19 protein-coding genes are annotated in these 24,665 nt (G+C 68.7%); 12 read left to right on the top strand and 7 right to left on the bottom strand.

What is annotated here, in order from left to right; all coding sequences use genetic code 11:
* The first annotated feature begins 166 nt into the window (after window positions 1–166).
* The gene (gene dxs, locus ACLHRZ_RS28650; protein WP_490421448.1) at window positions 167–2,101 is read left to right on the top strand and encodes a 1-deoxy-D-xylulose-5-phosphate synthase; all 1,935 of its coding nucleotides are present in this window, start codon (window positions 167–169) and stop codon (window positions 2,099–2,101) included.
* Window positions 2,098–3,495, top strand: a complete 1,398-nt coding sequence (locus ACLHRZ_RS28645) for an aspartate aminotransferase family protein (RefSeq protein ID WP_490421447.1) — start codon at window positions 2,098–2,100, stop codon at window positions 3,493–3,495. The genes dxs and ACLHRZ_RS28645 overlap by 4 nt, the downstream gene beginning before the upstream one ends.
* 38 nt (window positions 3,496–3,533) lie before the next feature.
* Here the strand turns inward: ACLHRZ_RS28645 and ACLHRZ_RS28640 are convergent, their stop codons facing one another.
* The gene (locus ACLHRZ_RS28640; protein WP_490421446.1) at window positions 3,534–4,340 is read right to left on the bottom strand and encodes a tyrosine-protein phosphatase; all 807 of its coding nucleotides are present in this window, start codon (window positions 4,338–4,340) and stop codon (window positions 3,534–3,536) included.
* Window positions 4,341–4,481: 141 nt separating this feature from the next.
* Here ACLHRZ_RS28640 and ACLHRZ_RS28635 point away from each other — a divergent pair, with 141 nt between their 5' ends.
* Window positions 4,482–5,273 (top strand): SGNH/GDSL hydrolase family protein, encoded by a 792-nt coding sequence (locus tag ACLHRZ_RS28635; protein ID WP_490421445.1) that lies wholly within the window; start codon window positions 4,482–4,484, stop codon window positions 5,271–5,273.
* Window positions 5,274–5,454: 181 nt separating this feature from the next.
* On the opposite strand, the gene ACLHRZ_RS28630 is transcribed toward ACLHRZ_RS28635, so the two are convergent.
* Entirely contained in the window at window positions 5,455–5,910 is a 456-nt protein-coding gene (locus tag ACLHRZ_RS28630) for an ATP-binding protein (RefSeq protein ID WP_490421444.1), read from the bottom strand.
* Window positions 5,911–6,047: 137 nt separating this feature from the next.
* Here ACLHRZ_RS28630 and ACLHRZ_RS28625 point away from each other — a divergent pair, with 137 nt between their 5' ends.
* The 3 genes from ACLHRZ_RS28625 to ACLHRZ_RS28615 are packed head-to-tail and all read left to right on the top strand — an operon-like array spanning window position 6,048 to window position 8,059.
* The gene (locus tag ACLHRZ_RS28625) at window positions 6,048–6,914 is read left to right on the top strand and encodes a Sco1979 family transcriptional regulator (RefSeq protein WP_490421443.1); all 867 of its coding nucleotides are present in this window, start codon (window positions 6,048–6,050) and stop codon (window positions 6,912–6,914) included.
* A gap of 3 nt (window positions 6,915–6,917) precedes the next feature.
* On the top strand, window positions 6,918–7,184 hold the full coding sequence (locus tag ACLHRZ_RS28620; protein ID WP_490421442.1) for a DUF397 domain-containing protein: 267 nt from the start codon (window positions 6,918–6,920) through the stop codon (window positions 7,182–7,184).
* Entirely contained in the window at window positions 7,181–8,059 is an 879-nt protein-coding gene (locus ACLHRZ_RS28615; protein WP_490421441.1) for an SAM-dependent methyltransferase, read from the top strand. Before ACLHRZ_RS28620 ends, ACLHRZ_RS28615 begins: the two co-directional genes overlap by 4 nt.
* 4 nt (window positions 8,060–8,063) lie before the next feature.
* On the opposite strand, the gene ACLHRZ_RS28610 is transcribed toward ACLHRZ_RS28615, so the two are convergent.
* Window positions 8,064–8,612 carry a carboxymuconolactone decarboxylase family protein gene (locus ACLHRZ_RS28610; RefSeq protein WP_490421440.1) on the bottom strand — a complete coding sequence of 183 codons (549 nt, stop codon included), beginning with the start codon at window positions 8,610–8,612 and terminating at the stop codon, window positions 8,064–8,066.
* Between the two features lie 97 nt (window positions 8,613–8,709).
* On the opposite strand from ACLHRZ_RS28610, the gene ACLHRZ_RS28605 reads away from it, so the two are divergent.
* From ACLHRZ_RS28605 to ACLHRZ_RS28595, 3 genes are all read left to right on the top strand, one after another.
* Window positions 8,710–9,378, top strand: a complete 669-nt coding sequence (locus ACLHRZ_RS28605; protein ID WP_490421439.1) for an alpha-ketoglutarate-dependent dioxygenase AlkB family protein — start codon at window positions 8,710–8,712, stop codon at window positions 9,376–9,378.
* A gap of 29 nt (window positions 9,379–9,407) precedes the next feature.
* Entirely contained in the window at window positions 9,408–10,643 is a 1,236-nt protein-coding gene (locus ACLHRZ_RS28600; protein ID WP_490421438.1) for an MBL fold metallo-hydrolase, read from the top strand.
* Window positions 10,644–11,170: 527 nt separating this feature from the next.
* Complete coding sequence (locus tag ACLHRZ_RS28595) at window positions 11,171–11,581, top strand: lactococcin 972 family bacteriocin (RefSeq protein WP_490421437.1); 411 nt, start codon at window positions 11,171–11,173, stop codon at window positions 11,579–11,581.
* Window positions 11,582–12,935: 1,354 nt separating this feature from the next.
* Here the strand turns inward: ACLHRZ_RS28595 and ACLHRZ_RS28590 are convergent.
* The 4 genes from ACLHRZ_RS28590 to ACLHRZ_RS28575 form a co-directional block, all read right to left on the bottom strand.
* Window positions 12,936–13,868: a radical SAM/SPASM domain-containing protein gene (locus ACLHRZ_RS28590; RefSeq protein ID WP_490421436.1), complete on the bottom strand. Its 933-nt coding sequence runs from the start codon at window positions 13,866–13,868 to the stop codon at window positions 12,936–12,938.
* A 130-nt stretch (window positions 13,869–13,998) separates the two neighbouring features.
* The gene (locus tag ACLHRZ_RS28585) at window positions 13,999–14,499 is read right to left on the bottom strand and encodes an NUDIX domain-containing protein (protein ID WP_490421435.1); all 501 of its coding nucleotides are present in this window, start codon (window positions 14,497–14,499) and stop codon (window positions 13,999–14,001) included.
* 511 nt (window positions 14,500–15,010) lie between these two features.
* Window positions 15,011–15,235, bottom strand: a complete 225-nt coding sequence (locus tag ACLHRZ_RS28580; RefSeq protein ID WP_490421434.1) for a DUF7848 domain-containing protein — start codon at window positions 15,233–15,235, stop codon at window positions 15,011–15,013.
* Between the two features lie 193 nt (window positions 15,236–15,428).
* Entirely contained in the window at window positions 15,429–15,620 is a 192-nt protein-coding gene (locus ACLHRZ_RS28575; RefSeq protein ID WP_490421433.1) for a hypothetical protein, read from the bottom strand.
* 376 nt (window positions 15,621–15,996) lie between these two features.
* Here ACLHRZ_RS28575 and ACLHRZ_RS28570 point away from each other — a divergent pair, with 376 nt between their 5' ends.
* The 3 genes from ACLHRZ_RS28570 (at window position 15,997) to ACLHRZ_RS28560 (ending at window position 24,647) form a co-directional block, all read left to right on the top strand.
* Complete coding sequence (locus ACLHRZ_RS28570; protein WP_490421432.1) at window positions 15,997–17,217, top strand: helix-turn-helix domain-containing protein; 1,221 nt, start codon at window positions 15,997–15,999, stop codon at window positions 17,215–17,217.
* Window positions 17,218–17,533: 316 nt separating this feature from the next.
* The gene (locus ACLHRZ_RS28565; RefSeq protein ID WP_490421431.1) at window positions 17,534–18,112 is read left to right on the top strand and encodes an HNH endonuclease family protein; all 579 of its coding nucleotides are present in this window, start codon (window positions 17,534–17,536) and stop codon (window positions 18,110–18,112) included.
* A gap of 1,597 nt (window positions 18,113–19,709) precedes the next feature.
* Complete coding sequence (locus tag ACLHRZ_RS28560) at window positions 19,710–24,647, top strand: DUF6197 family protein (protein WP_490421430.1); 4,938 nt, start codon at window positions 19,710–19,712, stop codon at window positions 24,645–24,647.
* The last annotated feature ends 18 nt before the right edge of the window (window positions 24,648–24,665 follow it).

The following is a 24,665-nucleotide window of genomic DNA, read 5'->3' as shown; positions in this document are numbered from 1 at the left end:
TCAAGACCGTGCCCGAGTCGAAGATCGTCGAGACCCTCATCGAAGAGGCGATGAACCTCGCCGAGCAGATGGAGACGCAGGGCACCGCATCCGGGGCGCCCGCCGTCACCGTGGTCTGACCGGGGAGTCCGAACGAGCAAGGCCGACAGAGGAGGAGGGGGCCGCCGTGTCGTTGCTGGAGAACATCCGCAGTCCGCGGGATCTGAAGGCGCTGGACACCGAGGACCTGACCGAACTCGCCGAGGAGATCCGCCACTTCCTGGTCCACGCCGTGGCCAGGACCGGCGGGCACCTCGGCCCCAACCTGGGCGTGGTGGAGCTCACCATCGCCCTGCACCGCATCTTCGACTCGCCCGCCGACCGCATCCTGTGGGACACCGGACACCAGTCGTACGTGCACAAACTGCTCACCGGCCGCCAGGACTTCTCCAAACTCCGCGGCAAGGGCGGCCTGTCCGGCTACCCGTCGCGCGAGGAGTCCGAGCACGACGTCATCGAGAACAGCCACGCCTCGACCGTCCTGGGCTGGGCCGACGGCCTTGCCAAGGCCAACCAGGTGCTGGGCCGCTGGAACCGCCACGTCGTCGCCGTCATCGGCGACGGGGCGCTGACCGGCGGCATGGCCTGGGAGGCGCTGAACAACATCGCCGCCGCCAAGGACCGCCAGCTGATCATCGTCGTCAACGACAACGAGCGCTCCTACGCGCCCACCATCGGCGGCCTGGCCAACCACCTCGCCACCCTGCGCACCACGGACGGCTACGAGCGGATGCTGTCCTGGGGCAAGGACCTGCTGGAGCGCACCCCCGTCCTCGGCAAGCCCCTCTACGAGTCGCTGCACGGCGCCAAGAAGGGCTTCAAGGACGCCTTCGCCCCGCAGGGCATGTTCGAGGACCTGGGCCTGAAGTACCTCGGCCCCATAGACGGTCACGACATCGCCGCCGTCGAGTCGGCGCTGCGCCGCGCCAAGCGGTTCCACGGGCCCGTCCTGGTGCACTGCCGCACCCAGAAGGGGCGCGGCTACCAGCCCGCCCTGGAGGACGAGGCGGACCGGTTCCACTCGGTCGGGGTGATGAACCCGCTCACCTGCAAGCCGCTGTCCCCGTCCGCCGGCCGCTCGTGGACCTCGGTCTTCGGCGAGGAGATGGTGCGCATCGGGGCCGAGCGGCCCGACGTGGTGGCGATCACCGCGGCCATGCTGCACCCCGCGGGCCTGACGAAGTTCGCCGAGGCATACCCCGACCGGGTGTGGGACGTGGGCATCGCCGAGCAGCACGCGGCCGTCTCCGCCGCGGGCCTGGCCACGGGCGGCCTGCACCCGGTCGTCGCCGTGTACTCGACGTTCCTCAACCGCGCCTTCGACCAGGTGCTGATGGACGTCGCCCTGCACAGGTGCGGTGTGACGTTCGTCCTGGACCGCGCCGGGGTCACCGGCGCCGACGGCCCGTCGCACAACGGCGTGTGGGACATGTCGGTGCTCCAGGTCGTCCCCGGCCTGCGGATCGCCGCGCCCCGCGACGCCGCGCAGCTGTGCGCCCAGCTGCGCGAGGCCGTCACGGTCGAGGACGCCCCCACCGTGGTGCGCTATCCCAAGGAGAACGTGGGCGAGGACATCCCCGCCGTCGGCCGGATCGGCGGCATGGACGTGCTCGCCGCCCCGGAGGCCCCCGGCACCGGCGCGGACGTCCTGCTGGTCGGGGTCGGCACGATGGCCCAAGTGGCCCTGGAGGCCGCCGACCTGCTGGAGGCGCGCGGCACCGGTTGCACCGTCGTCGACCCGCGCTGGGTCAAACCGGTCGACGAGGCGCTGCCCGGGCTCGCCGGTCAGCACCGCCTGGTCGCCGTGATCGAGGACAACAGCCGTACGGGCGGCGTCGGATGGGCCGTCGCCCAGGCCCTGCGCGACGCCGGAACGGACCTGCCCGTACGGACCTTCGGCATCCCCGAGCAGTTCCTGGCCCACGCCAAGCGCTCCGAGGTGCTGGCGGATCTGGGGCTCACCCCGGCCGAGATCGCCGGACGGATCAGCGCCGCCCTGGCCGGCCCGGCGGCAGCCGCGCCGGAACCCGTGGCGGCGACCGAGGAGAAGAGCAACGCATGACCGACGGGAGAACACCCGGCTTCGACATCGGCCGGCTGCTGACCGAGCGCGGCGGGGAACGGTACGAGCTGCACACCCGGTACCTGAACCACCAACTGCCCCGGATGCTGCACACGATCGGCTTCGACAAGGTCTACGAGCGGGCCGAGGGCGCGTACTTCTGGGACGCCGACGGCCGGGACTACCTGGACATGCTCGCCGGGTTCGGCGTGATGGGCCTGGGCCGGCACCACCCGGTCGTCCGCAAGGCGCTGCACGACGTCCTCGACGCCTCGCTCGCCGACCTCACCCGTTTCGACTGCCCGCCGCTGCCCGGCCTGCTGGCCGAGAAGCTGCTGGCGTACGCCCCGCATCTGGACCGGGTGTTCTTCGGCAACAGCGGCACCGAGGCGGTGGAGACCGCGCTGAAGTTCGCCCGCCGGGCCACGGGCCGGTCCCGGGTGCTGTACTGCACGCACGCCTTCCACGGGCTGACGGCGGGCTCGCTGTCCGTCAACGGCGAGGACGGCTTCCGGGACGGCTTCGGCCCGCTGCTGCCGGACACGGCCGTTCCGCTCGGCGACCTCGCGGCGCTGGAGCGGGAGCTCGAACGCGGCGACGTGGCGGGCTTCGTCCTCGAACCCGTCCAGGGCAAGGGCGTTCACGCGACCCCGCCCGGATACCTGCGCGCCGCGCAGGAGTTGCTGCACCGGCACAAGGCGCTGCTCATCGCGGACGAGGTGCAGACCGGCATCGGGCGCACCGGCGACTTCTTCGCCTACCAGCACGAGAGCGGCGTCGAGCCGGACCTGGTGTGCGTGGCGAAGGCCCTCTCCGGGGGCTATGTGCCGGTCGGTGCGACGCTCGGCAAGGACTGGATCTTCAAGAAGGTCTACTCCTCGATGGACCGGGTGCTCGTCCACTCGGCGAGCTTCGGCTCCAACGCCCAGGCCATGGCGGCCGGTCTGGCGGTGCTCTCGGTGATGGAGGACGAGAACATCGTCGCCCGGGCCCGGGAGACCGGGGACCGGCTGCGGGGCCGGCTGGCGGCGCTCGTCGACAAGTACGAGCTGCTGCACGAGGTGCGCGGCCGCGGCCTGATGATCGGCATCGAGTTCGGCAGGCCGAAGTCGATGGCCCTGCACACCCGTTGGGCGATGCTGCAGGCGGCGCGCAAGGGCCTGTTCGCGCAGATGGTGGTGGCGCCGCTGATGCAGCGGCACAGGATCCTGACCCAGGTCTCCGGCGACCACCTGGAGGTCATCAAGCTGATCCCGCCGCTGATCATCGGGGAGCGGGAGGCGGACCGCTTCGTGGACGCCTTCACGGCGGTCATGGACGACGCCCACAACGGCGGCGGGCTGATCTGGGAGTTCGGCCGCACCTTGATGAAGCAGGCCGTGGCGGGGCGCTGACGGGGAGGGGCGGGGCCGTGCGGCCCCGCCCCTCCGCCTCAGTCCGTGAGCAACCGCTTCTGCAGCAGCTCCCGCGTCTCCGGGGCGAGGCCGAGCCCCTCGGAGAGGTAGCGCCCGGTCGTCCCCCAGGTCTCGTCGATGGCCGCGAACGCCGCCGCCAGGTACTCCGCCCGCGCCTCGAACAGCGGCGAGAGCAGCTCCGTCACCTCGGCCTGGACGGCCGGGTCGACGTCCTGGCGGCGCTGCACCGCATAGCGGCGGTGCGGGGCGTTCGACTCCAGGTAGTCGGCCTCGACGGCCTCGGCCGGCACCCCGAGCGCGAGCAGGATCGCCAGGACCGACAGGCCCGCGCGGTCCTTCCCCGCGGAGCAGTGCATCAGCGCCGGCACCGCGTCCTGGGCGAGGGTGTGCAGGACGCGGGCGTGCTCGGCGGTGCGGGTGGTGACGATCTCGCGGTACGAAGCGGTCATCCGGCCCGCGGCCTGCCCGTCGGAGAGCGCGGCCCGCAGCCGGTCGATGCCGCCCTCCCGGACCATCCGCCAGAACTCGCCGCCGTCGGCCGGGTCGCTGAGCGGGAGGTTGACGTTCCGCACCCCCGGCAGCTCGACGTCCTTGCCCTCCAGCTTGATGTCCGCCGCGTTCCGGAAGTCGAAGACCGTGTGCAGCCCCAAGGAGCCGAGGAACTCGGCGTCCGCCGCAGTGGCGCGGGCGAGGTGGCCGCTGCGGAACAGCACGCCGGGCCGGATCCGCCGCCCGTCGGCGGCGGGCAGCCCGCCCAGGTCACGGAAGTTGCGGACACCCGCCAGCGCGGGTTCGGTGTGCGGGACGTACGGGGTCTGCGTCACGGGCGCTCCTCAAGTGTCGGCTCCGGGCCCGCCGATCGTATTCCCGTGGTGCCGGTTTTTGTCGGGGTGGGATACATCACGGCACGTCAACCCCTGGTTACGGTGGCGTAGGTCACTCCGAAAGGTGAAAAATGCACTGACGTGGCAGACGATTCGAAATCCATCAGCAAGAGCGCGATCGGGTCGTACGCAGCAGTCGGGGACAGCTTCACCGAAGGCGTCGGGGACCCGGGGCCCGACGACACCTTCGTCGGCTGGGCCGACCGACTCGCCGTACTCCTCAGCGACCAGCAGGAAGAACACACCTTCCGGTACGCCAACCTCGCCGTCCGCGGCCGTCTCCTGGACCAGATCGTGGAGGAGCAGGTCCCCCGGGCCAGGGAGCTCGGTCCCGACCTCGTGACCTTCTGCGCCGGGGGCAACGACATCCTGCGGCCCGGCGGCGACCCCGACGCCGTGGCCGAGCGCTACGAGGCGGCCGTCGTCGAGCTCGCCTCCTCCGTCGGCACGGTGCTGCTGTGCACCGGCTTCGACACCCGGGGCATGCCGGTCTTCCGGCACCTGCGGGGCAAGATCGCGACGTACACCGCCCATGTGCGGGCCATCGCCGACCGGCACGGCTGTCCGGTGCTCGACCTGTGGTCGCTGCGCTCGGTGCAGGACCGGCGGGCCTGGAGCGACGACCGTCTGCACCTCTCCGCCGACGGCCACACCCGGGTGGCCCTGCGTGCCGCCCAGGTGCTCGGCCTGGAGGTGCCCGCGGACCCGGACCAGCCGTGGCCCGCGGAGGAGGAGCGCTCGGCCGCCGAGGTGCGCCGGGACAACATCCACTGGGCCCGTGAGCACCTGGTGCCCTGGATCGGGCGCCGGCTGCGCGGCGAGTCCTCGGGCGACCACGTGGAGGCGAAGCGGCCGGATCTGCTGCCGCTCTGAACCGTCGCGCCCTGTAGGGGCGCGGGGCGGTGACATATGCGGCTCCGCCGCGTGGGCGCGACCAGCCGCGACGCGCCCGCAGTTGAAGTCCCGGGCCCTGGGGGCGTGCGTCGGCTGCGGGCCGTCGGTGGCTGATCGCGCCCACGCGGCGGAGCCGCAAAATGTAACAGCCCCGCGCCCCCTACGGGGCGCTGTGGTGCGGCAGGTCGGCCCAGACGACGCGGCCCCGGCCGCTGTCGTCGGGCCGGACCCCCCAGGCCTGTGACAACGCGCCCACCAGCAGCAGCCCGCGCCCGCTCTCCTCGTCCGCCCCGCTGCAGCGCATCCTCGGCTCGCTCGGGGTGTGCCCCTGGTCCGTGACCTCTATGCGCAGTGCCGCGCCGCTGATCCGCAGCTGACAGCCGACCTTGTCGCTGTCGGTGTGCCGCACGGCGTTGGTGAACAGCTCCGACACCACCAATTGGGCGTCGTCGCACGCCATTTCGTCGATGCCCCACTCCTGCAGCCGGGCGAGGACGCGTCGTCGCGCCTCCGCCACCGAGGTGTTGAGAGCCGGAAAGTGGAATGCGTCCTGCAGGCGGCCGGCGATGGAGCTGCCGCGGCGCCCGAGCAAGGGTGCGTCAGGGGAGGGGGCCACTCCGTAACTATGTGCGATGCGGCTCATCTGTGGCAAGGTTCAACCTGCAAATTGCAGAATCGCAAAGACAGTCTGTCGGCTCCGAGCGGCCGCGTGGCAGACTGCTGGCATATGACGGCAGTTGGAGGGGGTGGACAGTGGCGGAGCCGCGTGCTGCGGGCGCGCCGACCGTCCTGCGGGTCGTTCTCGGCAAGCGGCTGCAGGAGTTGCGCGAAAAGGCCGGGCTCTCCTTCGAGGAGGCGGGCCGCGCTCTCGACGTCACCCACGCCACGGTCCGCAGAATGGAGAAGGCCGAGGTCGGGCTGAAGATCCCCTATGTCGAGAAGCTCCTCGGCCTGTACGGGATCACCGACCCCGGCGAGGTCGAGGGCTTCCTCGCCCTCGCCCGCGAGGCCAACCGCCCCGGCTGGTGGCACCGCTTCCGCGACGTCCTGCCCGAGTGGTTCAGCGCCTTCGTCGCCCTGGAGGGAGAGGCCAATCTCATCCGGGCGTACGAACCGCATTACGTCCCCGGCCTGTTGCAGACCGAGGACTACGCCCGCGCCGTGCTCCGCGCCGGCATGCCGCACGCTCCCGACGCCGACATCGAGCGCACGGTGGCCGTCCGCCGTGAGCGCCAGGGCCTGCTCCGCCGGGAGAACGCGCCGCTGCTGTGGGTCGTCATGGACGAGACCGTGCTGCGCCGCCCCATCGGCGGCCCCGACGTCATGCGCGCCCAGGTCGACCGCCTGATCGAGGCCACCGAACTGCCCGCCGTACGGCTGCAGATCATGCCGTTCGCCGCCGGGCCGCACCCGGCGATGTACGGGCCCTTCCACATCTTCCGCTTCCCGATCCAGGAGCTTCCGGACATCGCCTGCGCCGAAAACCTCGTCGGCGCCTCGTACTTCGACCAGCGCGAGGACGTCTCGGCCTTTCTGGAGGCACTGGACCGGATGTGCGCGCAGGCCGCGCCGCCCCACACCACCAAGGCCATCCTGGGTGGCATTCGTAAGGAGATCTGAACCATGGATCCGGACCGCGTCTACAACGGCATGCCCGCCGCCGACCTCGGCACCGAGGGCTGGAGCAAGCCGTGGAGCGGTGGCAACGGGGGGAGCTGCGTCGAGGCGATGCGGCTGGTGGACGGCAGGGTGGCCCTGAGACAGTCGACGGACCCCGAGGGTCCCGCTCTGATCTACACGCGTCACGAGATGGAGACCTTCCTCCGGGGGGCGAAGGCCGGCCAGGCCGACTTCCTGCTCACCGGCACACCGCAAGGGAGCCCGGCATGACCGACCACGGCGTGGAGGGCCTGGGCGGCTACGGCCCGGGCGTGGCCGAACGGGGCTTCCCGGCGGCCGAGATCGACACGAGCCGGCCGCACCCGGCCCGGATGTACGACTACTACCTCGACGGCTGGGACAACTACGAGGTCGACCGCATCGCCGCCGAGCGCGTCATCGAGGCCCACCCGCAGGTGCGGCTGTCGGCCCGCGCCAACCGGGCCTTCATGCGACGGGCCGTGCGGGACGCGGTGCGCGGCGGCATCCGCCAGATCGTCGACATCGGCACCGGGATCCCCACGTCCCCCAACACCCACGAGGTGGCGCGGGAGGTGGCCGAGGGCGTCCGCGTCGCCTACGTCGACAACGACCCGATCGTGGCCACCCACGCCGGGGCGAAGCTGACCGACGCGGGCAACGCGGGCTTCGCCCTCGCCGACGTCCGGGAGCCCGAAACGATCCTGCAGCACCCGGTCGTCCGCGAACTGATCGACTTCTCCGAGCCGGTGGCCCTGCTGCTCGTCGCCGTCCTGCACTTCGTCAAGGACGACGAGGACCCGGCGGGCATCGTCGCCACCCTCGGCGCCGCACTCCCCGCGGGCAGCCGGCTCGTCCTCTCGCACGCCACGGAGGAGCCCTACGAGGGCTACGAGCCGGGGAGAGTGGACACGACGGCGCGGGACGGCGTCGTCGACGTCTACAAGAACGCCACCGCCGCCCTCAACCTGCGCGGACGCGCCGTTGTCGAGCCGCTCTTCGGGGAGTTCGCGCTCCTCGAACCCGGCCTGGTCCGGGTGCCGTTGTGGCGCCCGGACGGGCCGGTGCCCGGTGCGGAGGAGCTCAACAACACCGTCTTCTACGGGGGCGTGGGGCTCAAGGCCTGAGCGCTCATGCGGTCACGTCGCAGCTGTCCTTGAACCCCTGGGCGCTCAGCCCCAGCGCCGAGTTGAAGCGCGAGCGCTGGTTCTCCACCGCCACCATCATGGTCAGCTCCACGAGCGCCGCGTCCCCGAGCCGCCCGCGCAGCCGCTCCACCAGCGCGTCCTCGACGGCGGGCGGGGTGGCGGACATCGCCTCGGCGTACTCCAGGACGTCGCGCTCCAGCGGCGTGTAGACGTCGCTGTCGCGCCAGCGCGGCACGTCCTGCAGCTTCTCGTGGGGGACGCCGTGCCCGCGGCTCGCCCAGTAGCCGAAGTCCGTGCACCACGAGCAGCCGATGGCCACCGCCGACGCCAGCACGGCGAGGTCCTTCAGGGCCGGGTCGAGCTTGTTCCAGCGGGCCAGCGACAGCTCGAAGCGGGCGGTGGCGAACAGCACCCTGCGGTGGCGCGCGTACGCCATCAGCGGGTCGAGGACCTTGCCGTAGGTGCGCCTGCTGTACCAGCGCAGGATGCGGTTGAGGGGAGTGTCGGGAAGGTCGAGGGGGATGCGGGCCATGTCCGGTGCCTCCTTGGCGGCGCGCTGAGGTCGCTGTCGCGGGTACGACGGACGGGCCGGCCCGGAGTGTGACATCCCCGAGTCCTACGCTGGCCGCATGGACGGCGAACTGTTCCCGCGGCCCCGGGCCGAGGTCGCGCCGGGGGCCGTGCACGTCCCCGGCTGGCTGGATCCGCCCGCCCAGCGCCGGCTGCTGGACGCCTGCCGCGCATGGGCCGCGCCGCCCGCCGGCCTGCGCACGGTCCGTATGCCCAGCGGCGGCGCGATGTCGGTGCGCTCGGTGTGCCTCGGCTGGCACTGGTTCCCCTACGGCTACGCCCACACCGTCGTCGACGGCGACGGGGCGCCCGTGAAGCCGTTCCCGGAGTGGCTCGGCGAGCTGGCCCGGGACGCCGTGGCCGACGCGTACGGACAGGAGACGGGCGCCGAGCCCTGCGACATCGCTTACGACATCGCGCTCGTCAACTTCTACGACGGCAGGGCCAGGATGGGCATGCACCGCGACAGCGACGAGAAGTCCGGCGCGCCCGTGGTCTCCCTCAGCCTCGGCGACACGTGCGTCTTCCGCTTCGGGAACGTGAGCGACCGCGGCCGCCCCTGGACGGACGTGGAGCTGCGCAGCGGTGACCTGTTCGTCTTCGGAGGCCCGTCCCGGCAGGCATACCACGGCGTCCCCCGCACCCTCCCGGGCACGGCCCCGCCCGCCCTGGGCCTCGACGGACGGCTGAACGTCACCCTCCGGGTGAGCGGCCTGATAATGGGGTGACCTGCCTTCCGCCCCTGCCTGGAGGTGCCGTGACCGGCTCCCGCCCGCCCCGTTCTCCCCTCGACGCCCTGCGCCCGGCCGCCTTCGGGGCGGATCCGGCGGGGGAGCGGATGGCTCGCATCCGGCGGTCGCCGCACTTCGCGGACGGCGTGTTCGTCAACCCGGCCGGGGCGGCCCGGCCGTCGTCGCGCTCGATGCTCGCCTTCCTGCCCACCTACTTCCGCAAGGAGGAGCGCGTCCGCCGGGCCCCCGCCCACGCCGTGCCCGTCCACCCCACCACCGTCGCCGACCTGGCCGTGCCCGCCGCCTCCGGGCTGCGGCTGACCTGGATGGGCCACTCCAGCGTGCTGGCCGAGATCGACGGCGGCCGCGTGCTGTTCGACCCGGTGTGGTCAGAGCGCTGCTCGCCCTTCGCCCTCGCCGGCCCCCGGCGGCTGCACCCCGTGCCCGTACCGCTGGCCGAGACGGGCCCGCTGGACGCGGTGGTGATCTCCCACGACCACTACGACCACCTGGACATGCCGACCGTCCGCGCCCTCGCCCGCACCGGCGCGGCCTTCGTCGTCCCCCTCGGCGTCGGCGCGCACCTGGAGCACTGGGGCGTCCCGGCGGACCGCATCACCGAACTCGACTGGCACGAGTCGACGCGCATCGGCGCGCTCACCTTCACCGCCACCCCCGCCCGGCACTTCTGCGGCCGCGCCCTGCGCAACACCCAGCACACGCTGTGGGCTTCGTGGGTCGTGTCCGGACCGGAGCACCGGATATTCCACAGCGGGGACACCGGCTACTTCTCCGGCTTCGCGGACATCGGCGCCGAGTTCGGGCCGTTCGACGCCACGATGGTGCAGGTCGGTGCGTACAGCGAATTCTGGCCCAAGAACCACACGGACTGTACACCGTTGCCCGGACCGTGGCCAGAGATCCATATGACGCCTGCTCAAGGAGTCCAAGCACACCTTGACTTGCAAGGGCGCAAGCCTCGCGGCGTGGTGCTGCCGATCCACTGGGGCACGTTCAACCTCGCCCTGCACCCGTGGGCAGAGCCCGGGGAGTGGACGAAGGACGCAGCGGAAGAGGCTGGGCAAGCCGTGGCGTTTCCCAAGCCAGGTGAACCGTTTGAGCCCGCTGGCACCCTCCCCATCTATCCCTGGTGGCGAGCGGTGTCACCTCCCATTGCGCATCCCTGGTGCGGAGCAGAGGCACCGGCTGTCACCGCGGAGAGCGGCTTTCAACGTGAGTTCGACCTTGCTGACGAGCGGTGATGGGAGCAATGGACGAGCAAATCAAGCTGGTTCAGATGCTGGGCGCCTTGTCCCGTGAAGAGCGCGACCGCTTTGTGAGATCCATCGATGGGCTGCCTCGGGACGAGCGTCCGGCTGAAGCGCAGCGGTTTGTGCCTTTGCCTACCGCACGCAAGGCGTCGAGTGTCACGGTCCGAACTCGGATCGTGAAGCCCTCCGAGGAGGGGTAGAGGAAGGGGTGCCTGTGGGCAACTACCGCGGAGCCCTGCCGAGTTGGGGCGTTCACTTGCCGATGCTCGACATCGTCGAACCTTGTTCATCCAGACAATGACCCACCCGAAATGTGGCAGTCATGGCCAGTACGCTATGCCCTTTTTGACGCAAAAAGGCATGGTGTAGCAGTGGGTGCGATGCGGTCAATCGTGACGAGAGGGACAGGTGAGGTTTTCGGTCATCGCCATGTTAATGGCTTTGCCTCGAAGACTTGTTCGTCCAGGATCTCCTTCCGAAGCCCATTTGGGGTCGATCAGAGGGAGGGGATCAACTTTATGAAGGCTTTTGGCAGATCGATTGCTGTCGTCGCTGCAGCTGTAGCCATGTCCGCCGGAGTTCTGTCTTCGCCGGCCAGTGCGGCAACTCCGGAAGCGCCCGAGTTCCTGGGGCACCCGAAGGCCTGGGGGATGGCTACCTTCACCGTCCATCCGAATTCGGTGACTCCGGCCAAGGCCATGGATGTCGATAACGTTGGCGGCGGGACGTGGAGCTACGGCGTAGCCTCGGGCGATAACGGGCTGAAGCGCTGCTACTCCAACTACACGCATCCGTCGAAGGTCCACTCGTCGACGGCAGTAATGGCCAGCCAGACCGACAAGCAAGTTGAGAGCGCCGGACATTGGTCAAATGCCTCAATTGACGCCGGTTGGGCATACGAGTGCCACACGTACTGGGCCGTGTACTAAGAGAGATTTGAGTCATCCTGGCATCCCGGTCTCATCATGATCTAGGGGCGCCGGTGACTGGGCGCAGAGCGGGCACCGGGGCTGCCCAGCCTGGTGCTCGCTCAACGGCCGATTATCGCCAGGCTCAGCTAGCGTCGGGCATAGACTCACGAGATGGCTCGCCCTAGGCTCGGGCAGGGTCAGCGCCTCGCATGACTGGTCACCGAAAAGGACGCTCTCGAAACTGTGTTCTCTTTATGCTCCCGTGTAACGGCACTCATGGTCGCGCTGGTGGTCGGCGCGGCGCTCGGGGTTATCGCTCCCCTTCTTGCCGCATTCGGCGGCCCGATAGGAAATGTGACGCATCTCGTCTTGGATGCAGGATGGTCCTGGGCGGCACTAGCCTTTTGTGTCGGTCTCGCGCGGAAATCCGCGCGGGAATCTGCCATCCTTTCCGCTGCGGCTCTACTCGTAGCTGTGATCGCCTACTACCTGACCAAGCTAGGGCAAGGCGAATTTGTGGCGGCCGATCTGAGTGACCCTTCCGGGAGAACGACCCACGTTTCCTGGTTCAGCTTCTTGTCAAAGACGGCCGCTTGGAGCATAGGCGCATGCATCTTTGGCCCTCTTCTGGGGCTTTCTGGAAACCTTGCGCGAAATCATGGAATGCGCGGCCTTCCATTTCGAGTGCTGGTTCCGTTGATAGCCATTGTCGACACGTCGATGCGGCTCCATTTTGATGCTTCACTACAAGGGGAGAGTCCCGCAACGACATGGAGCGTAATCCGCCTATTAGCAGTGGCTGCTTTTGTCATCTTGGTAGGTCATGCGGCGGTTACCCGCTGGTCCCGGCCTTCTATGAGACACCCGCGAGGGTAAGTTAGGCGGCTCTCTCTGACCAGCGTGTCTCTGGCCAGGTCTGACGCGGTCCGGTACTCAGTGGAGTATCGGGCTGCGTCAGGTGCGGCCCCTTGCTGATCACCGAGACACGTGCGGTTCCTCTGCGGGGGCGACCTCAGCGGACTGCCTACGCAGTTCGAGAAGCCTCTGCTGAAACAGGGGGCCCGCCGTGTAGGCCGCTTCGGCGGGGGTTGGGGCAGCCTGCTCGATGATGTGGTGCGCTGCGGCCTTCGCCGCGGCTGCCCACGCCAGCACGTGCTGTTGAGGGCTGCGCCCGCACTCCCGGGGTTCCCCCGAGAGACACAATGGAAGGTCTGGTCCGAGCTTGTTGGCTGCGCTACGCACGTACCGTGCGATCTGCTCCCACTGTTCCTCGGTTCGTTGGACGGCCGCAGGGTTGGGGCTCTCCAGCCACTTACCGAAGTCGTCTCCGTGATCATCCATCGTTGGTGCTCCTACGGATCGGTCAGTGTGTTCACGTGGGTGGGCCGATCGTAGCCGTGGCCGGCTGCCGGTCTGCCTCCTTCGGGTCGCAGTACCCCACGGAGGGGACGCAGGGACTGCACGGGTCGCAGCTGGGCAGGAACTGCGGGGGCGAGCACGATGCGAGGGGTTTCTGCCCGTGGGCTGCCGTGATCTCGGCGCGAACTCCTGCGGTACGACCGCTGTTCCAGATGTCCGCGAGCGGGGTGTTGCGGATGTTGCCGAGGGTGATGAAGCGACTGAGGACGCAGGGCCACACGTTGCCGTCGGGGCCGACAGCGCATTGCCCGAGCGCGCAGTACCCGCAGAGGTCCTCCACCGCGGGGGCAGCTCCCTTGCTGGCGCGTCCGAACGCGCGCATCCGGTCTCCGCCGACATGCCCGACCCCGATCGTCTGAAGGTCGGTTGCTGCTTCGCGGAAACGCTGGTTGGTGCCCACGTCGATGACTCCTCCGCGGACTGGGATGCCCAACTCCACAGCCCGTTCGATGTTGGCCTGTGTTTTCTTGTGCGAGCCGCGCAGGTTCGTCACCTGGTCGTGCTCGTTGGCGTCGTCGGAGTAGTACGACGACGCCAACTTGACCCCACACGACTGGAAGACGTCCCACAGCCGGTCACGGATGACGGTCATGTTGGAGAACACTTCGATGCCGAGTCCCGCGTCGTGCGCGTGCTCGATCAGCGCGGGCAGCTCCGGGTGCAAGGTCGGTTCACCGCCGATGAACTGGACGTCTGGTACGCCCATGGCCGACAGCTGGTCGATCACGTGCTTCCAGTCATCGCCGGTCATGGTCCCGTGCGTCCCCTGGGGGCCCGAGTCGGCGTAGCAGTGGTTGCAGAACTCGTTGCACCGTCCTGTGATCTCCAGCCACACGAACCGGAGTTCCCCGGGGATGGCGCCCGTGCCTAAGCTGGGTTCGCCCATGAGTGATCCTCTCCTCTGTCTGGGGGTTGCTTGGGTGATCGGTCCGGCGGGGAAGTGGCTGCTTCCCCGCCGGAACTGTGACGTTGGTGGTGACGGCTGTCTCGGCTGTCGACCGGCGGATGCTTCTGGGCTACGCGTCGGTGGGCTCACCGAGAAGCAGCAGCGGCAACCGCATCCCGAGCTCCGACGCGGCGACGGCCGCACGGACACGCCGCCCCTGGTAGGGCGGGGCGTACGTGTCGAGCCGGTCAAGCGACACCCACCGGAGGCCGGACAGCTCGCCGACTGCACTCTCAGGGACGTCCGCCGCAGACGCTTCCTCGTCAGTCAACTTGCCCGCGTCGCACACCACGTTGAAGCCCTCGGCCGCCCCCGTCTCCGGGTTGGCGGGCACCTGGTCCAGCGCCACGAAGTGGGTGAGCGCGAGCCGCAGCCCGGTCTCCTCGCGCAGCTCCCGCGCAGCTGCGTCCGCGATGGTCTCGCCCTCGTGCGCGCCCCCGCCGGGAAGTTGCCATCCGTCCTTGTACATGGGCTTGACCAGCAGCACACGGCCGGACTGGTCGCGCACCAGGACCACGGCCCCGATGCGTCGTCCGGGCGGGTTGGCAGGGTCAATATCGGCGTGGGCCATGTCGTCTCCGTTCGGTGTGGTGGTGGGCCCGCCCGGCCGCTGGACCTCATCCGGACGACCGGGCGGGAGTCTGTAGCCACGGTCAGTACCTCCCGACGTTCCGGGAGACGCCCCGCTGACTGACGTGCCAGTACCGGCAGAACTGGCACTTGAAGGTGCGAATCGGCAGTAGTGCCCCGTCGAGCGGGTCAAGGTCACGCCCCTTCCCCACCCTGGCGAGGAATTCCCGCGCGTCCTCCTCGTCCTCGAAGCTCGCCTTCTTGAGACGTCGGCAGCGCGGTAACCTGCGGTGATTCACGGCCTGTTCCTGGTCCAATCTGAGTTCCAACAGGGCCCTGTCCGGCCTTCCGCCGTACGTAAGACGGCCGGACGGGGGTCTAGAAGCGGTGTGAGCCCCCGTGGACGGCGAGCCAGATGACGACGCCGCACAGAGCCAGAACCCCGCAGCCGACCGACAGGCCCAAGCCGATCTCTGCCGCCTTCCAGCGAGACCTCCCGCGCCCTCGCCGGCTCACGACGCCCCCTTCCGGAACACGACCGCAACGCCGTCGCAGAAGATGCGGAACGACCTGTGCCCGGAGACCGCCGAGTGCTTCATGCACGCGTCCTGCACGGGTTCAGGCTCTGACGCGCCTGTCGTCTGCCACGAACATCCCAAGCAACGACTGCCGTACATCAACGTGTCCAGGGCGGTGTGGATCTTGTACTCCACGTGCCGCTTAACGGCGCGGGGCACGGCGGCGGCTCCGGTGTCGGGTGAGCGTGACGCAGGTGGACCGTCAGCGCCACGTCGCACCGCCTCGCGGTGCTGACGTCGCCACCTTGCAGGGCTGCGTCCTGCTTGCGGATCAGCCGGGCACACTCCCGGCAGGCCACCATGTGCACCGACCCTTGGGCGGACGAGTGCGGCATGGACACAACGGGACACGTCAGCACGACGACGCTCCCGGGTACCGCTCTTCCACGATGTACGCGCCGGCCCGGAAGACGCGGCGTGCACCCGGGCTGTTCACCGTGTGCACCTGGTCCTCCACGGCCTCGGCCGCCGACAGCCTGACCGACGCGTCCAGCCTGCCCTGGCCGGCACGGTGCAGACGACAGCGGCAGGCGGGGAACTGCATGCTTCCCGGGGGAAGATCAGGGCCGTCGTCCGCCTCGCCCAAGCCGTCGATCCGACACCCGCTCTGCAGGGACTGGGGCTTTTCCAGCCGTAGGGTTCCGCCTTGCCCGCTCCGAGCCGTGACCTGGCTCAGCCCAAGGACGCCTGCGCTTCCAGCCGACTGGCCGGTGTCTGCGCCGTGAAGCAGCCGGCCTCTGCGATAGGTCACCGTTTTGGTCCTCTCCGACAGGGATGCAGCGGGCTGTGGGTGCATCACGTCGCGGTGGATCGCGGCCCGCTGCCAGGGGGTACACGCCCCGGGGCGTGTCTTCACCATGTCGCTTGACGGGCAAGCCGATCCACTGCCGGGTCATATATGGCCGCCGTATATTTTGAGGATGGAGTCGGAGCCGAACATGTGGGCACATCCAGCGTTACGAGCTGCTGCAGCAGCCGAGGACTGGCCAGCACTGCTGAAGGCCTGGAGGTCCCTGACCCGTAGCAACCAGAGCAAACTTGGCTCCCTCGTTGGACTGTCGCAGCCCGACGTCTCGGCTATCGAGAACCGACGACGCATGGTGACCTCGGTCGAAGTGCGACAACGGATCATCGATGGGCTGGGCATTCCAAGTGAACTGCTCGGGGCAGCAAAGGCGGACCTTCCATCGCCATCGCTTGTGTTGCCCGAAGTGGTTGAGTCCCCTGCAACGGATCGGCTGCGGCAGGTACATGACGAAGGCATGCGGCTGGACGTGGCCTCTTTGGAGGCGATGGAGGGCCTACTTGCTTCCCATCGCAGGGCCGAGGACACACTTGGCTCGCGGGTCATGAACGGGGTTGTGGCCGCGCAATTCGAGCGTGTAGCTGGCCTGTATGACCAAGCCCGTGGGCCGCTTGCAGACCGCTTGGTCAAGTTGCTGGCGGAGTACGCTCAGTTCCTCGCGTGGATGGCACAGGACCAAGACAACGCCCCCGTGGCGCTCAGTTGGTTCGACCGTTCGTACGACTGGGCAATGGAGGCTGGCCATGGCGATATGGCGGCTACCACCATGAGCATGAAGGCTCATCTGGCATGGTCAAAGGAGAGGGGTCGCAGGTGCATTCGGCTCGGGGAGGCCGCAGCGGTCACCGTTGGGGCGAGCGAGGCGACACGGGCCATGGCGATCCAGATGACTGGACGAGGGCATGCACTCGAAGGTGACGCCGAGAGCGCATACCGCAAGTTGGACGAAGCGCAGAAGATCATCGCGGATGCGCGCGATGCCCCACCCTGGCTGTACTTCTATGGCGAGTCATGGTTCTCGGCGCAGAGGGGGATGGCGGATGTGCACCTGAAGGACTGGGCAAGCGCCGTTGAGAATTTGGTGGCAGGCCTATCCGGTTTTGCCCCGACCTTTCGGCGCGATCGAGCTTGGTACGGGGCATGCCTCGCGCATGCATACGCCGGTGTGGGCGAGGCAGAAGCAGCGTTGGGCGCAGCACTGGACATCATCAACGATGCGTCAGAGATCGGGCGCCCTCATGCATGGGGCGAACTGCATACCGCAGCTGCGCTGCTGCTACGTCGTGGAACTCAGGAGGGGCGCACGCTCGTGGACGCCCTTGCAGAGTTGGACTGAGCGGAACGCCACCGTCACATCCCGGACATCGGTAAATGTCAACGGCCTTGGCAAATGCCGCCCATTAGGGTGGTGACATCCATGATGAGCGTCGGGCGAGGGTAGACGTAGCTACATGACGCCCCATCCTCGCCGGCGCAGGTTCGCCGTGACTATTGCCGGTGCGCTCGTCGCCGCGACCGCGGCCGGGTGCTCAGGCGGAACACAGGGACAGTCCAGCGGTGACACCAAGGCCTCCTCGTCCACTCCGGCAGCCGCAGCCGGATCCGACGACGCCAAGGCTGGCTCCCTCCAAACAGCCCTGGCTCACCTCTAGGTGAAGAAAGCGGGATCGAAAGAGGGCTACGACAGGGTCAAGGATTTCGGGCCCGCCTGGACGGACAACACGAATGCGCCCGGCGGGCACAATGGGTGTGACACCCGCGACGATATTCTCCACCGTGACCTGACGGACCTGAAATTTCAGGCCGGCTCGAAATGCGTGGTCGCCTCCGGCACCCTTGCCGATCCCTACACCGGCAGGGCTATTCATTTCGAGCGGGGGCCGAAGTCCTCCGCGGTCCAGATTGACCACATGGTGGCCCTATCGGATGCCTGGCAGACCGGGGCCCGTCAACTTTCCCAGGACCGGCGCGAATCCCTCGCGAATGATCCCCTGAACCTCATTGCGGCGGACGGGCCGGCGAACATGGCCAAGGGCGACAAGGACGCGGCGAACTGGCTACCCGCCAATAAGGCCTTCGACTGCTCGTATGTGGCCCGGCAGATTGCCGTGAAGGAGCAATACAAGCTGTGGGTCACCCCGGACGAACGAGACGCCATGGAGAAGACCTTGGCCGGCTGCCCCAACCAGCAGCTACCAACCGAGTCATCACCCGGAGTGGTCCTCAAGTAGTGACTCCAACCATGTACAGCTGAGACAGGCCCCCTCTCTCCCAGGAGGGGGCCAACTCATGTTCTCCCTCAGGTATATATAACCCCCGACATAAATAATGTATGTGTCATCCGACCCCCCTCGTGACGCTGGTTCTGAGAACGTGACCGGGAACACGTCTGATTCGTGGCCCGGTTCGTTAGTTAGGCGCCCAACGGCGTCCCTGACCACCCAAAACGGCCCCCGCAAGCCCCAAGCCGGCCGTCTGGCAGCCCATCAGCCGCCCTCGGACCCCGCTTTGAGGCCACCAAGTCCGCCTTTTGGCGCTCCAGGCCCCCTAAAAACCGCCTCTCCCCGGGAATTTGATACCCGTACACATTCCGAAAGAGGCACCCCCGGTGGGTCCTTTCGTATTCTTTCTAGGGATTACCCCCGGGTGTAAGAAGGGGCTCTGACCTGCGGAAACGTGGGTTTTGGAGGGGTTTGAATAAGGGGTCTGGACGGGTGCCTATTTCAAGATTGTGATGCGGATCACCTTGAATTCGGGGTGTGTTGGGTTCGGTCTCCGGTGGAAATGGAGCGTTGGTTCATTTCGCTGAATGTGATGGACCGGGCAGGGCGGCTCTGGAGGGATCGGGCCGCTAACGAACTAAGGCTCCTGGCGCTCCCCCTGAGGGGTTGTAGCGCCACAGAAAACGTCGTGTGCGGTCCGGCTGGGTGTCGGGCGCCTGGATTCCTGGGGCGGGTATGTCGATGCGTCGTCGTGTGGTGGCTGGGGTTCTCGCGGCTGTGGTTCTGGCTGTGGGGTGTGGGACGGCTGGCTTCGTGGTGGGTGCGTCGGGCAAGCGGGACGCGGTTGAGCGGATGTCTGTGGACGCGTTCAACGAGGGCTTTGACGAGGGCCTGTGCGGCCTGTCACGGGATGGGCGTCGGGTGGTGGATGGGGTGGGCAACGAGTGCTCGTCGTTCGAGCCCAAGTGACTGCGAGACCTGGTGGACGTGGCGACGAGCGACAGGGGTTCGAAGGTGAGTAGGGACATGGCCGATCACGCACAGCCGGTCACGCTGAAGTGGCACAAGAACGGGGCCCTGTCGTGGCTGGTGACAGCGTCCTGGCGTGGCATGAGGTTCTGGGTGCTGGAGCAGACCGGGAAGTTCTTCATCAGTCGGGAGGAGCCGCGCGGGTCCAAGCCGTCTGAGTGGGACCGGCGGGTCAAGTGGGAGCACGGCGCGATGAGTTCGCGGCACTCAGCGGAGGCGGCCATGCTCGCGTACGTCCGCAAGCGTCAGGCCGCAGAGGCTGAGTGGGCGCAGCGGGTCAAGGAGGCGGAGACGCAGGACGCCCCTGTGTGGCGGTCGACGCTGGACAAGGGGCCGTTCCGTACTCCTTCGCGCATGGCGCCGGAGAAGGTGGCTGCCAAGTGGGCGGAGGAGGGTGTGACGTTCGAGGTGATCGAGGAGACCCCGGACAAGCCGGTCACGGCCAAGGAGTGTGCTCCGGGTGTGCCAGACATCGACACTGACGCCGTAGAGCGTGGGTTGGCTCTGGTGGGCAAGGCGCAGCGGAAGATCGAGCGCGAACGGTGGGACGACGGCAAGCCCTGGCTATGGCTGGCATGTGCCCGATTCGAGCGACTGGTATACGGAGTTGCCGCGGTACAACGGCGTGCACGGGAAGGCTGTCCTGTCGTACTCGGACGATGGGGAGCGGTTCCGGGTGGACGTGTACACCTACCAGGGTGCTGGGGTGGCCTGTCGGCTGTTCAAGGGTGTGGGTCCGGCGCTGAACTTCGGGCGCACGGTGGCCGAGGACCCGAAGCCGTTCGAGGCCAAGCGGGCGGAGCAGAAGCGGGCGGAAGTGTCCCGCGAGGCGTTCGCCCGTGTGGCGGCCGACGTACGGCAGGCCGAGACCGGGCCGGAGGTTGCCGCTGGGGTGGCTCAGGTGCAGGGTCCCGTGGAGCAGGCGGACGCGGGCACGCGGCAGGCGGAGGTGGAGTCGGGCCCGGTGGTTCTCTGGGATGAGGCTGTGTCGGGTGCGCCGGTCGAGTGCGAGCAGATCGGCGAGTCGTGGTGGCGTTTCACCTTTGATGGGCGGGTGTTCACGTCAACGAACCTGCCTGATGCGCTCACGAGTGGTCGGTTGGCGACGCTGTGCAATCTGACCGTTGACGAGTCGGGTGACATGGTCGGCCGGTGGTTCGGTGCGCCTGATGAGAGCACTATTCGCTGGTACGCGAACCGCCCTGGCGTGGCGACGCCGCTGGCGTCGTGGATGTCGGCCGTCAAGACCGAGTGGGGGAGGCCGTCCCTGCCGCCCATGACTGAGGAGGAGCGCGTCTATATGGCGGCCGGGCCGCAGTCGTCGGCGCCCTCCAAGAAGGGTTCCCCGAAGGAGACAGGGCCGAAGGTGACCCGGGGCAAGGGCCCGAGGGTCGGCGACATTGCGTTCAAGGGCGACCCGAAGCACGGGGAGTGCGCCGAACTCCTGGGGCAGACCTACCAGGTTGAGTGTCTGGCGGGTGAGTACCTGGTCCATCACATCGCGAGTGGTGAGGAGGTCTGCAACTACGTGCAGGGCCGTCCGGCCATGAAGCGCGCGATCCTCGCGGACGTGGTCAAGCGCGGGGAGCGCACGCCGGGCGCCCTGGTGCCCGTCCCGGTTCCGCAGCCGGAAGCGGTCCCGTCGGCGGAGTTGGAGACCACGGAGGAACAGCCTGCCCTTGAGTACGGGTGGGAGCGGCACGGCCAGCGGTTCGCGGTGGGCGATGTGGTCCGCTCCGGGCACCCGCGCGCGCATCTGCACGAGGACACCCGGACTACGGGTGTGGTCACGTCGGTCCGGGACCGGGGTGATGGGGAGCAGATAGCCGCGGTGGCATGGGGCAGGAACCCGGTCTCCTACGAGCAGTGGTCCGGGACGCTGGTTCACGCGCCGGTCGCCGTCCTGGAGCGGGAAGAGGAGGCGGAGTTCGTGGCACGTCCCGCGCTGCCGGAGGCGGAGCCGGTGGACGTGGTGGATGCGGAGTTGGTGGACGAGGAGAGCCCCGAGGAGTCCGAGCACCAGGACGAGACCGCCAACGACTCGGTTCTGATCCAGCAGGCTGTGAGCGATGGCAACCCGCGAATCCAGGGCATGTGGTGGGCGTTCTGCGACAGTGAAGAAGGCATCTGCCCGAAGCCGTCCACGGGTGTCGGCGGTCACATCATCGTGCGCGGGGACTCGCCCAGTACCGGGAGCACGTGTGAGACGCGGCAAGACGCGGTGGCATTGGCGAACTGGCACCGTGACGGGGAAGCCGGGCCCTACCCGACTGACCGCGGCGGCGCGATGGCTGTGCTGCCCGACACAGTGCGGGTCGAGTGGACGGCATGCGCCCTTGAGCATGAGTACCAGGTCTCGTGTACGCAGTGCGATCACGTCCAGAGCCTCACGGGGCCGCTGGGTTCCGGCCGTACCGCCTTGCAGCGCCGTGTGGAGGTGCGTGACCGGGCGATAGCCGCGGCTCTGGAGCACGCCGAAGGGCACGGAGCGGAGCAGGAGTCGGCCGTTGTCGTGGACGAGGTGCAAGAGCAGCTGCGGCAGGGGGTTGAAGCGTGGCAGCTGCCGGTGGACTCCAAGAGGCGGACCGTCAAGGTTGGTGACCTGGTGGTGCAGGACTTCTTCGAGCAGACGCACGCTCGGGTCGTGAAGCGGGTTTACCGGAACGGCAATTGGCTGGCCGAGGCGGTGAGCGCACAGGACGGTTCGGTTCTCTCGGAGCAGACCAACCGGCTGCGCGTCGTGACGCAGGTGCAGGTGGATGCGCTCGTGCGGGTGGACGTCCAGGAGGCGGGGTACCGGGGGCGGATCGTTCAGGCGCTGGTGTCCAATCACGCCGGGCAGTTCCGGACCGTCTGTGAGTGCCAGAACTGGACGGAGGTTGTGGAGCCGGGGCGTTCGCGCACCATCGCATGGCGGCGCACGATCGAGGAGGCCCGAGAGGTGTGGGCAAGCCACTGTGCCTCCCACGTAGCCGCGCCTGCGGACACGGCGGGGGTTCCGGACGACGGGCAGGCCGATCCGGTGGCCGTGCTCATCGTGAGCAAGAACAGCACCCCGCCGCGGATGCGGGTCCTGTGGCGGATGACCCGGGCCGAGGCCGTGCGGCTGTGCTCCGACGATCGGACCGCGGGGCGGCGCAGCATGCTGTGCTGGACGGCCGACCCCGGCAAGGAGGGTGAGGACTGGGAGTTCGTCAGGGACACCGGCTCGTATGACGCCGTGCTGGCCGAGCTCGGGATCACGCCCGAGCGCACATGGGAGCAGACAGAGCCGGAGGCGGCGCCCGCGGTGCCGCGTGCGGAGCCGTCCGGGGATGCACCGGTGGTCCGCTACAGCCCCAACAGCGTGGTTGTTGCGGACACTGCGCCGGAGGTCCTCAGGTGGGCCGCCTGCCATATCGAGAACGTCGGCCTGCACCAAGGGCAGGGCCTGTTCAACGGGCCGGGCCGCACGGTGACACTGGCGTGCCATCCCCGCGGCGCGGTGTCCGTTGCCGCGGGTCAGGGCCGGTTCGCCGCGGGCCGTACCTACGATCACGATGCGATCTGGGCAGCGGAGCGCGAGGCGCTGCGCCTGCTCGCCGAGCACATCACCGGACAGCCTCTCGCGAGGATCACTAATCAGGCGGGGGTGCGGGCCTGCTACTGGCGCCCGGTCGATGAGTGGGGGGTGGCCGAGGGCCGTACTGCGGCCGAGGTGGCGGAGATGATGCGCGCGGCGGCCGATGCTGTCTCGGCTGCCGACATGGCAGAAATCCCGGTCGAGGCGGCGGCCGGCTCGGCCGTGGAGGATTCCGAGCCCGCCGACACGGACGAGAACCAGGCGGAACCCGAGCCGGTCGAGGACGACGAAGAAGAGCAGCTTCTGTACCACCAGCCGGGCTGCGACGGCGAAACGAAGTGGCTTTATGTGGCCGCGGAGGGCGTGGCACGGATGCTGCGTGACTACCTCGCGTGCGACTGCGGCGGGGTCAAGATCGGCAACTTCCACCGCAACGCCCCCGCCATGAGTACGGGCACGATCCGCAACCCGAAGGGCATCCGCGAGGCGTGCACTGCGGATGCCGATGCCCTCGCCGACCGCAACAGCTACGACCGTGTAGGCCCGTTCGTGGTGCTGGACGAGGTGAGCAAACGGGCGCCGGTCGAGTGGCGTCACGCCCAGCGTGAAATCCCCGTGGTCATTGACCCCAACAGCACGGTGCAGCAGCGGACCCGTAACCGGGACTCGGTGCAGGAGTCGGCAGCCCCGTGCGGCAATCCGTCCGCGTGGCGGGTGATCTGCGGAGCGGGCGAGGCGTTCAGGCCGGAGGTGCCCGTCGGCACGGCAGCAATCCCGACACAGGCGGCGGCCGGCTCGGCCCCGCAGGAATTTGAACTCGTCGGCACGACGCAGAACCAGGAGAACAAGGTGCAGGAGAACACGGTGCGCGAGCCCGTGAAGAAGACGCTCGGCCGTCGGCTGCGTCAGGCGGGCCCGGCCCGGCAGCGGCTCGCGGGCGCTCGCAAGAAGGCGGTCCGGTATGTGCGGGAGACGCTGCCGCCCGTGGCTGCGCGAGCCCGTGCCACGGGTCAGCAGGTGGCCAAGACCGTGCGTGCCCGCCTGCAGAAGCCTGCTCGCACCAGCGTCTCCTACCGCCCCCCGGTCGACCTGAATGAGCAGCAGCCCCCGGCCGTGCAGACCACCGTGCCCGAGCCGGTCGCAGCGGCCCTGTGCGCCGCGCACATCGCGCGGGACGGGTCGGAGGTCGACGCCACCACGACGCTGTCACTCGGCGAGCGGGAGTGGGGCCTGTGCCCCGAGCACGTGGACCGGTTCGCGGCGCTGCTCGATGCCCAGTCGCAGACGCTGACGCTCGGTGGCCGTGAGTGGGCCGTGTGGTCCGAGCACGCCGAGGAGTTCAGCGCGCTACTGGTGGGCGCGCTCGGCGAGCCCGGCGAAGCCGTCGCCGACACGGCAGAAATCCCGGACGAGGCGGCAGCCGGCCACCCGGTGGAGGAATCCGTCGAGGAGTACCAGGACGACGAGGAGCAGGCGGAGGATGAGACCACCGTCGAGGCCCAGGAACAGGACGGCCAGGAACGCCCGTCGGTGATGCTCTCCGGTGAAGTGCCCGGCTATGACTGGGACGAGGCACGCGAGGCTCTGCGCAACGCAGGCTTCGACATTGCGGGCAGGGCCAAGGACTCCACCGTGCTGATCCTGTGCGGAGTCGGCGCGGAGAAGAACGCGACCAAGCTGCGCGACGCACGCGAACGCGGCATCCCCTGCATGGACGTCACCGAGCCCGGACGGTTTAAAGACGCGGTGTGCTCTGGTGAGTTCGTCGGTGGTGACCCGCTGCCCGAGCCCGTCAAGGCCGTGCACTCCGGCCTGACCGAGCGGGAGAAGACCGACTGCATCCGCAAGTGGGGCAGAGAGAACGGCTTCGAGCTGAAGGACCGCGGACGCCTGCCGCAACACGTGCGGGTCGCCTACGAGGAGGCCCGCGAACAGCAACTCCAGGCCGCTTGATCTGGCGGGACGGGCGCG

It is taken from the genome of Streptomyces sp. AM25 (assembly GCF_058146165.1).
This window is presented reverse-complemented; position numbering and strand designations above follow the sequence as displayed.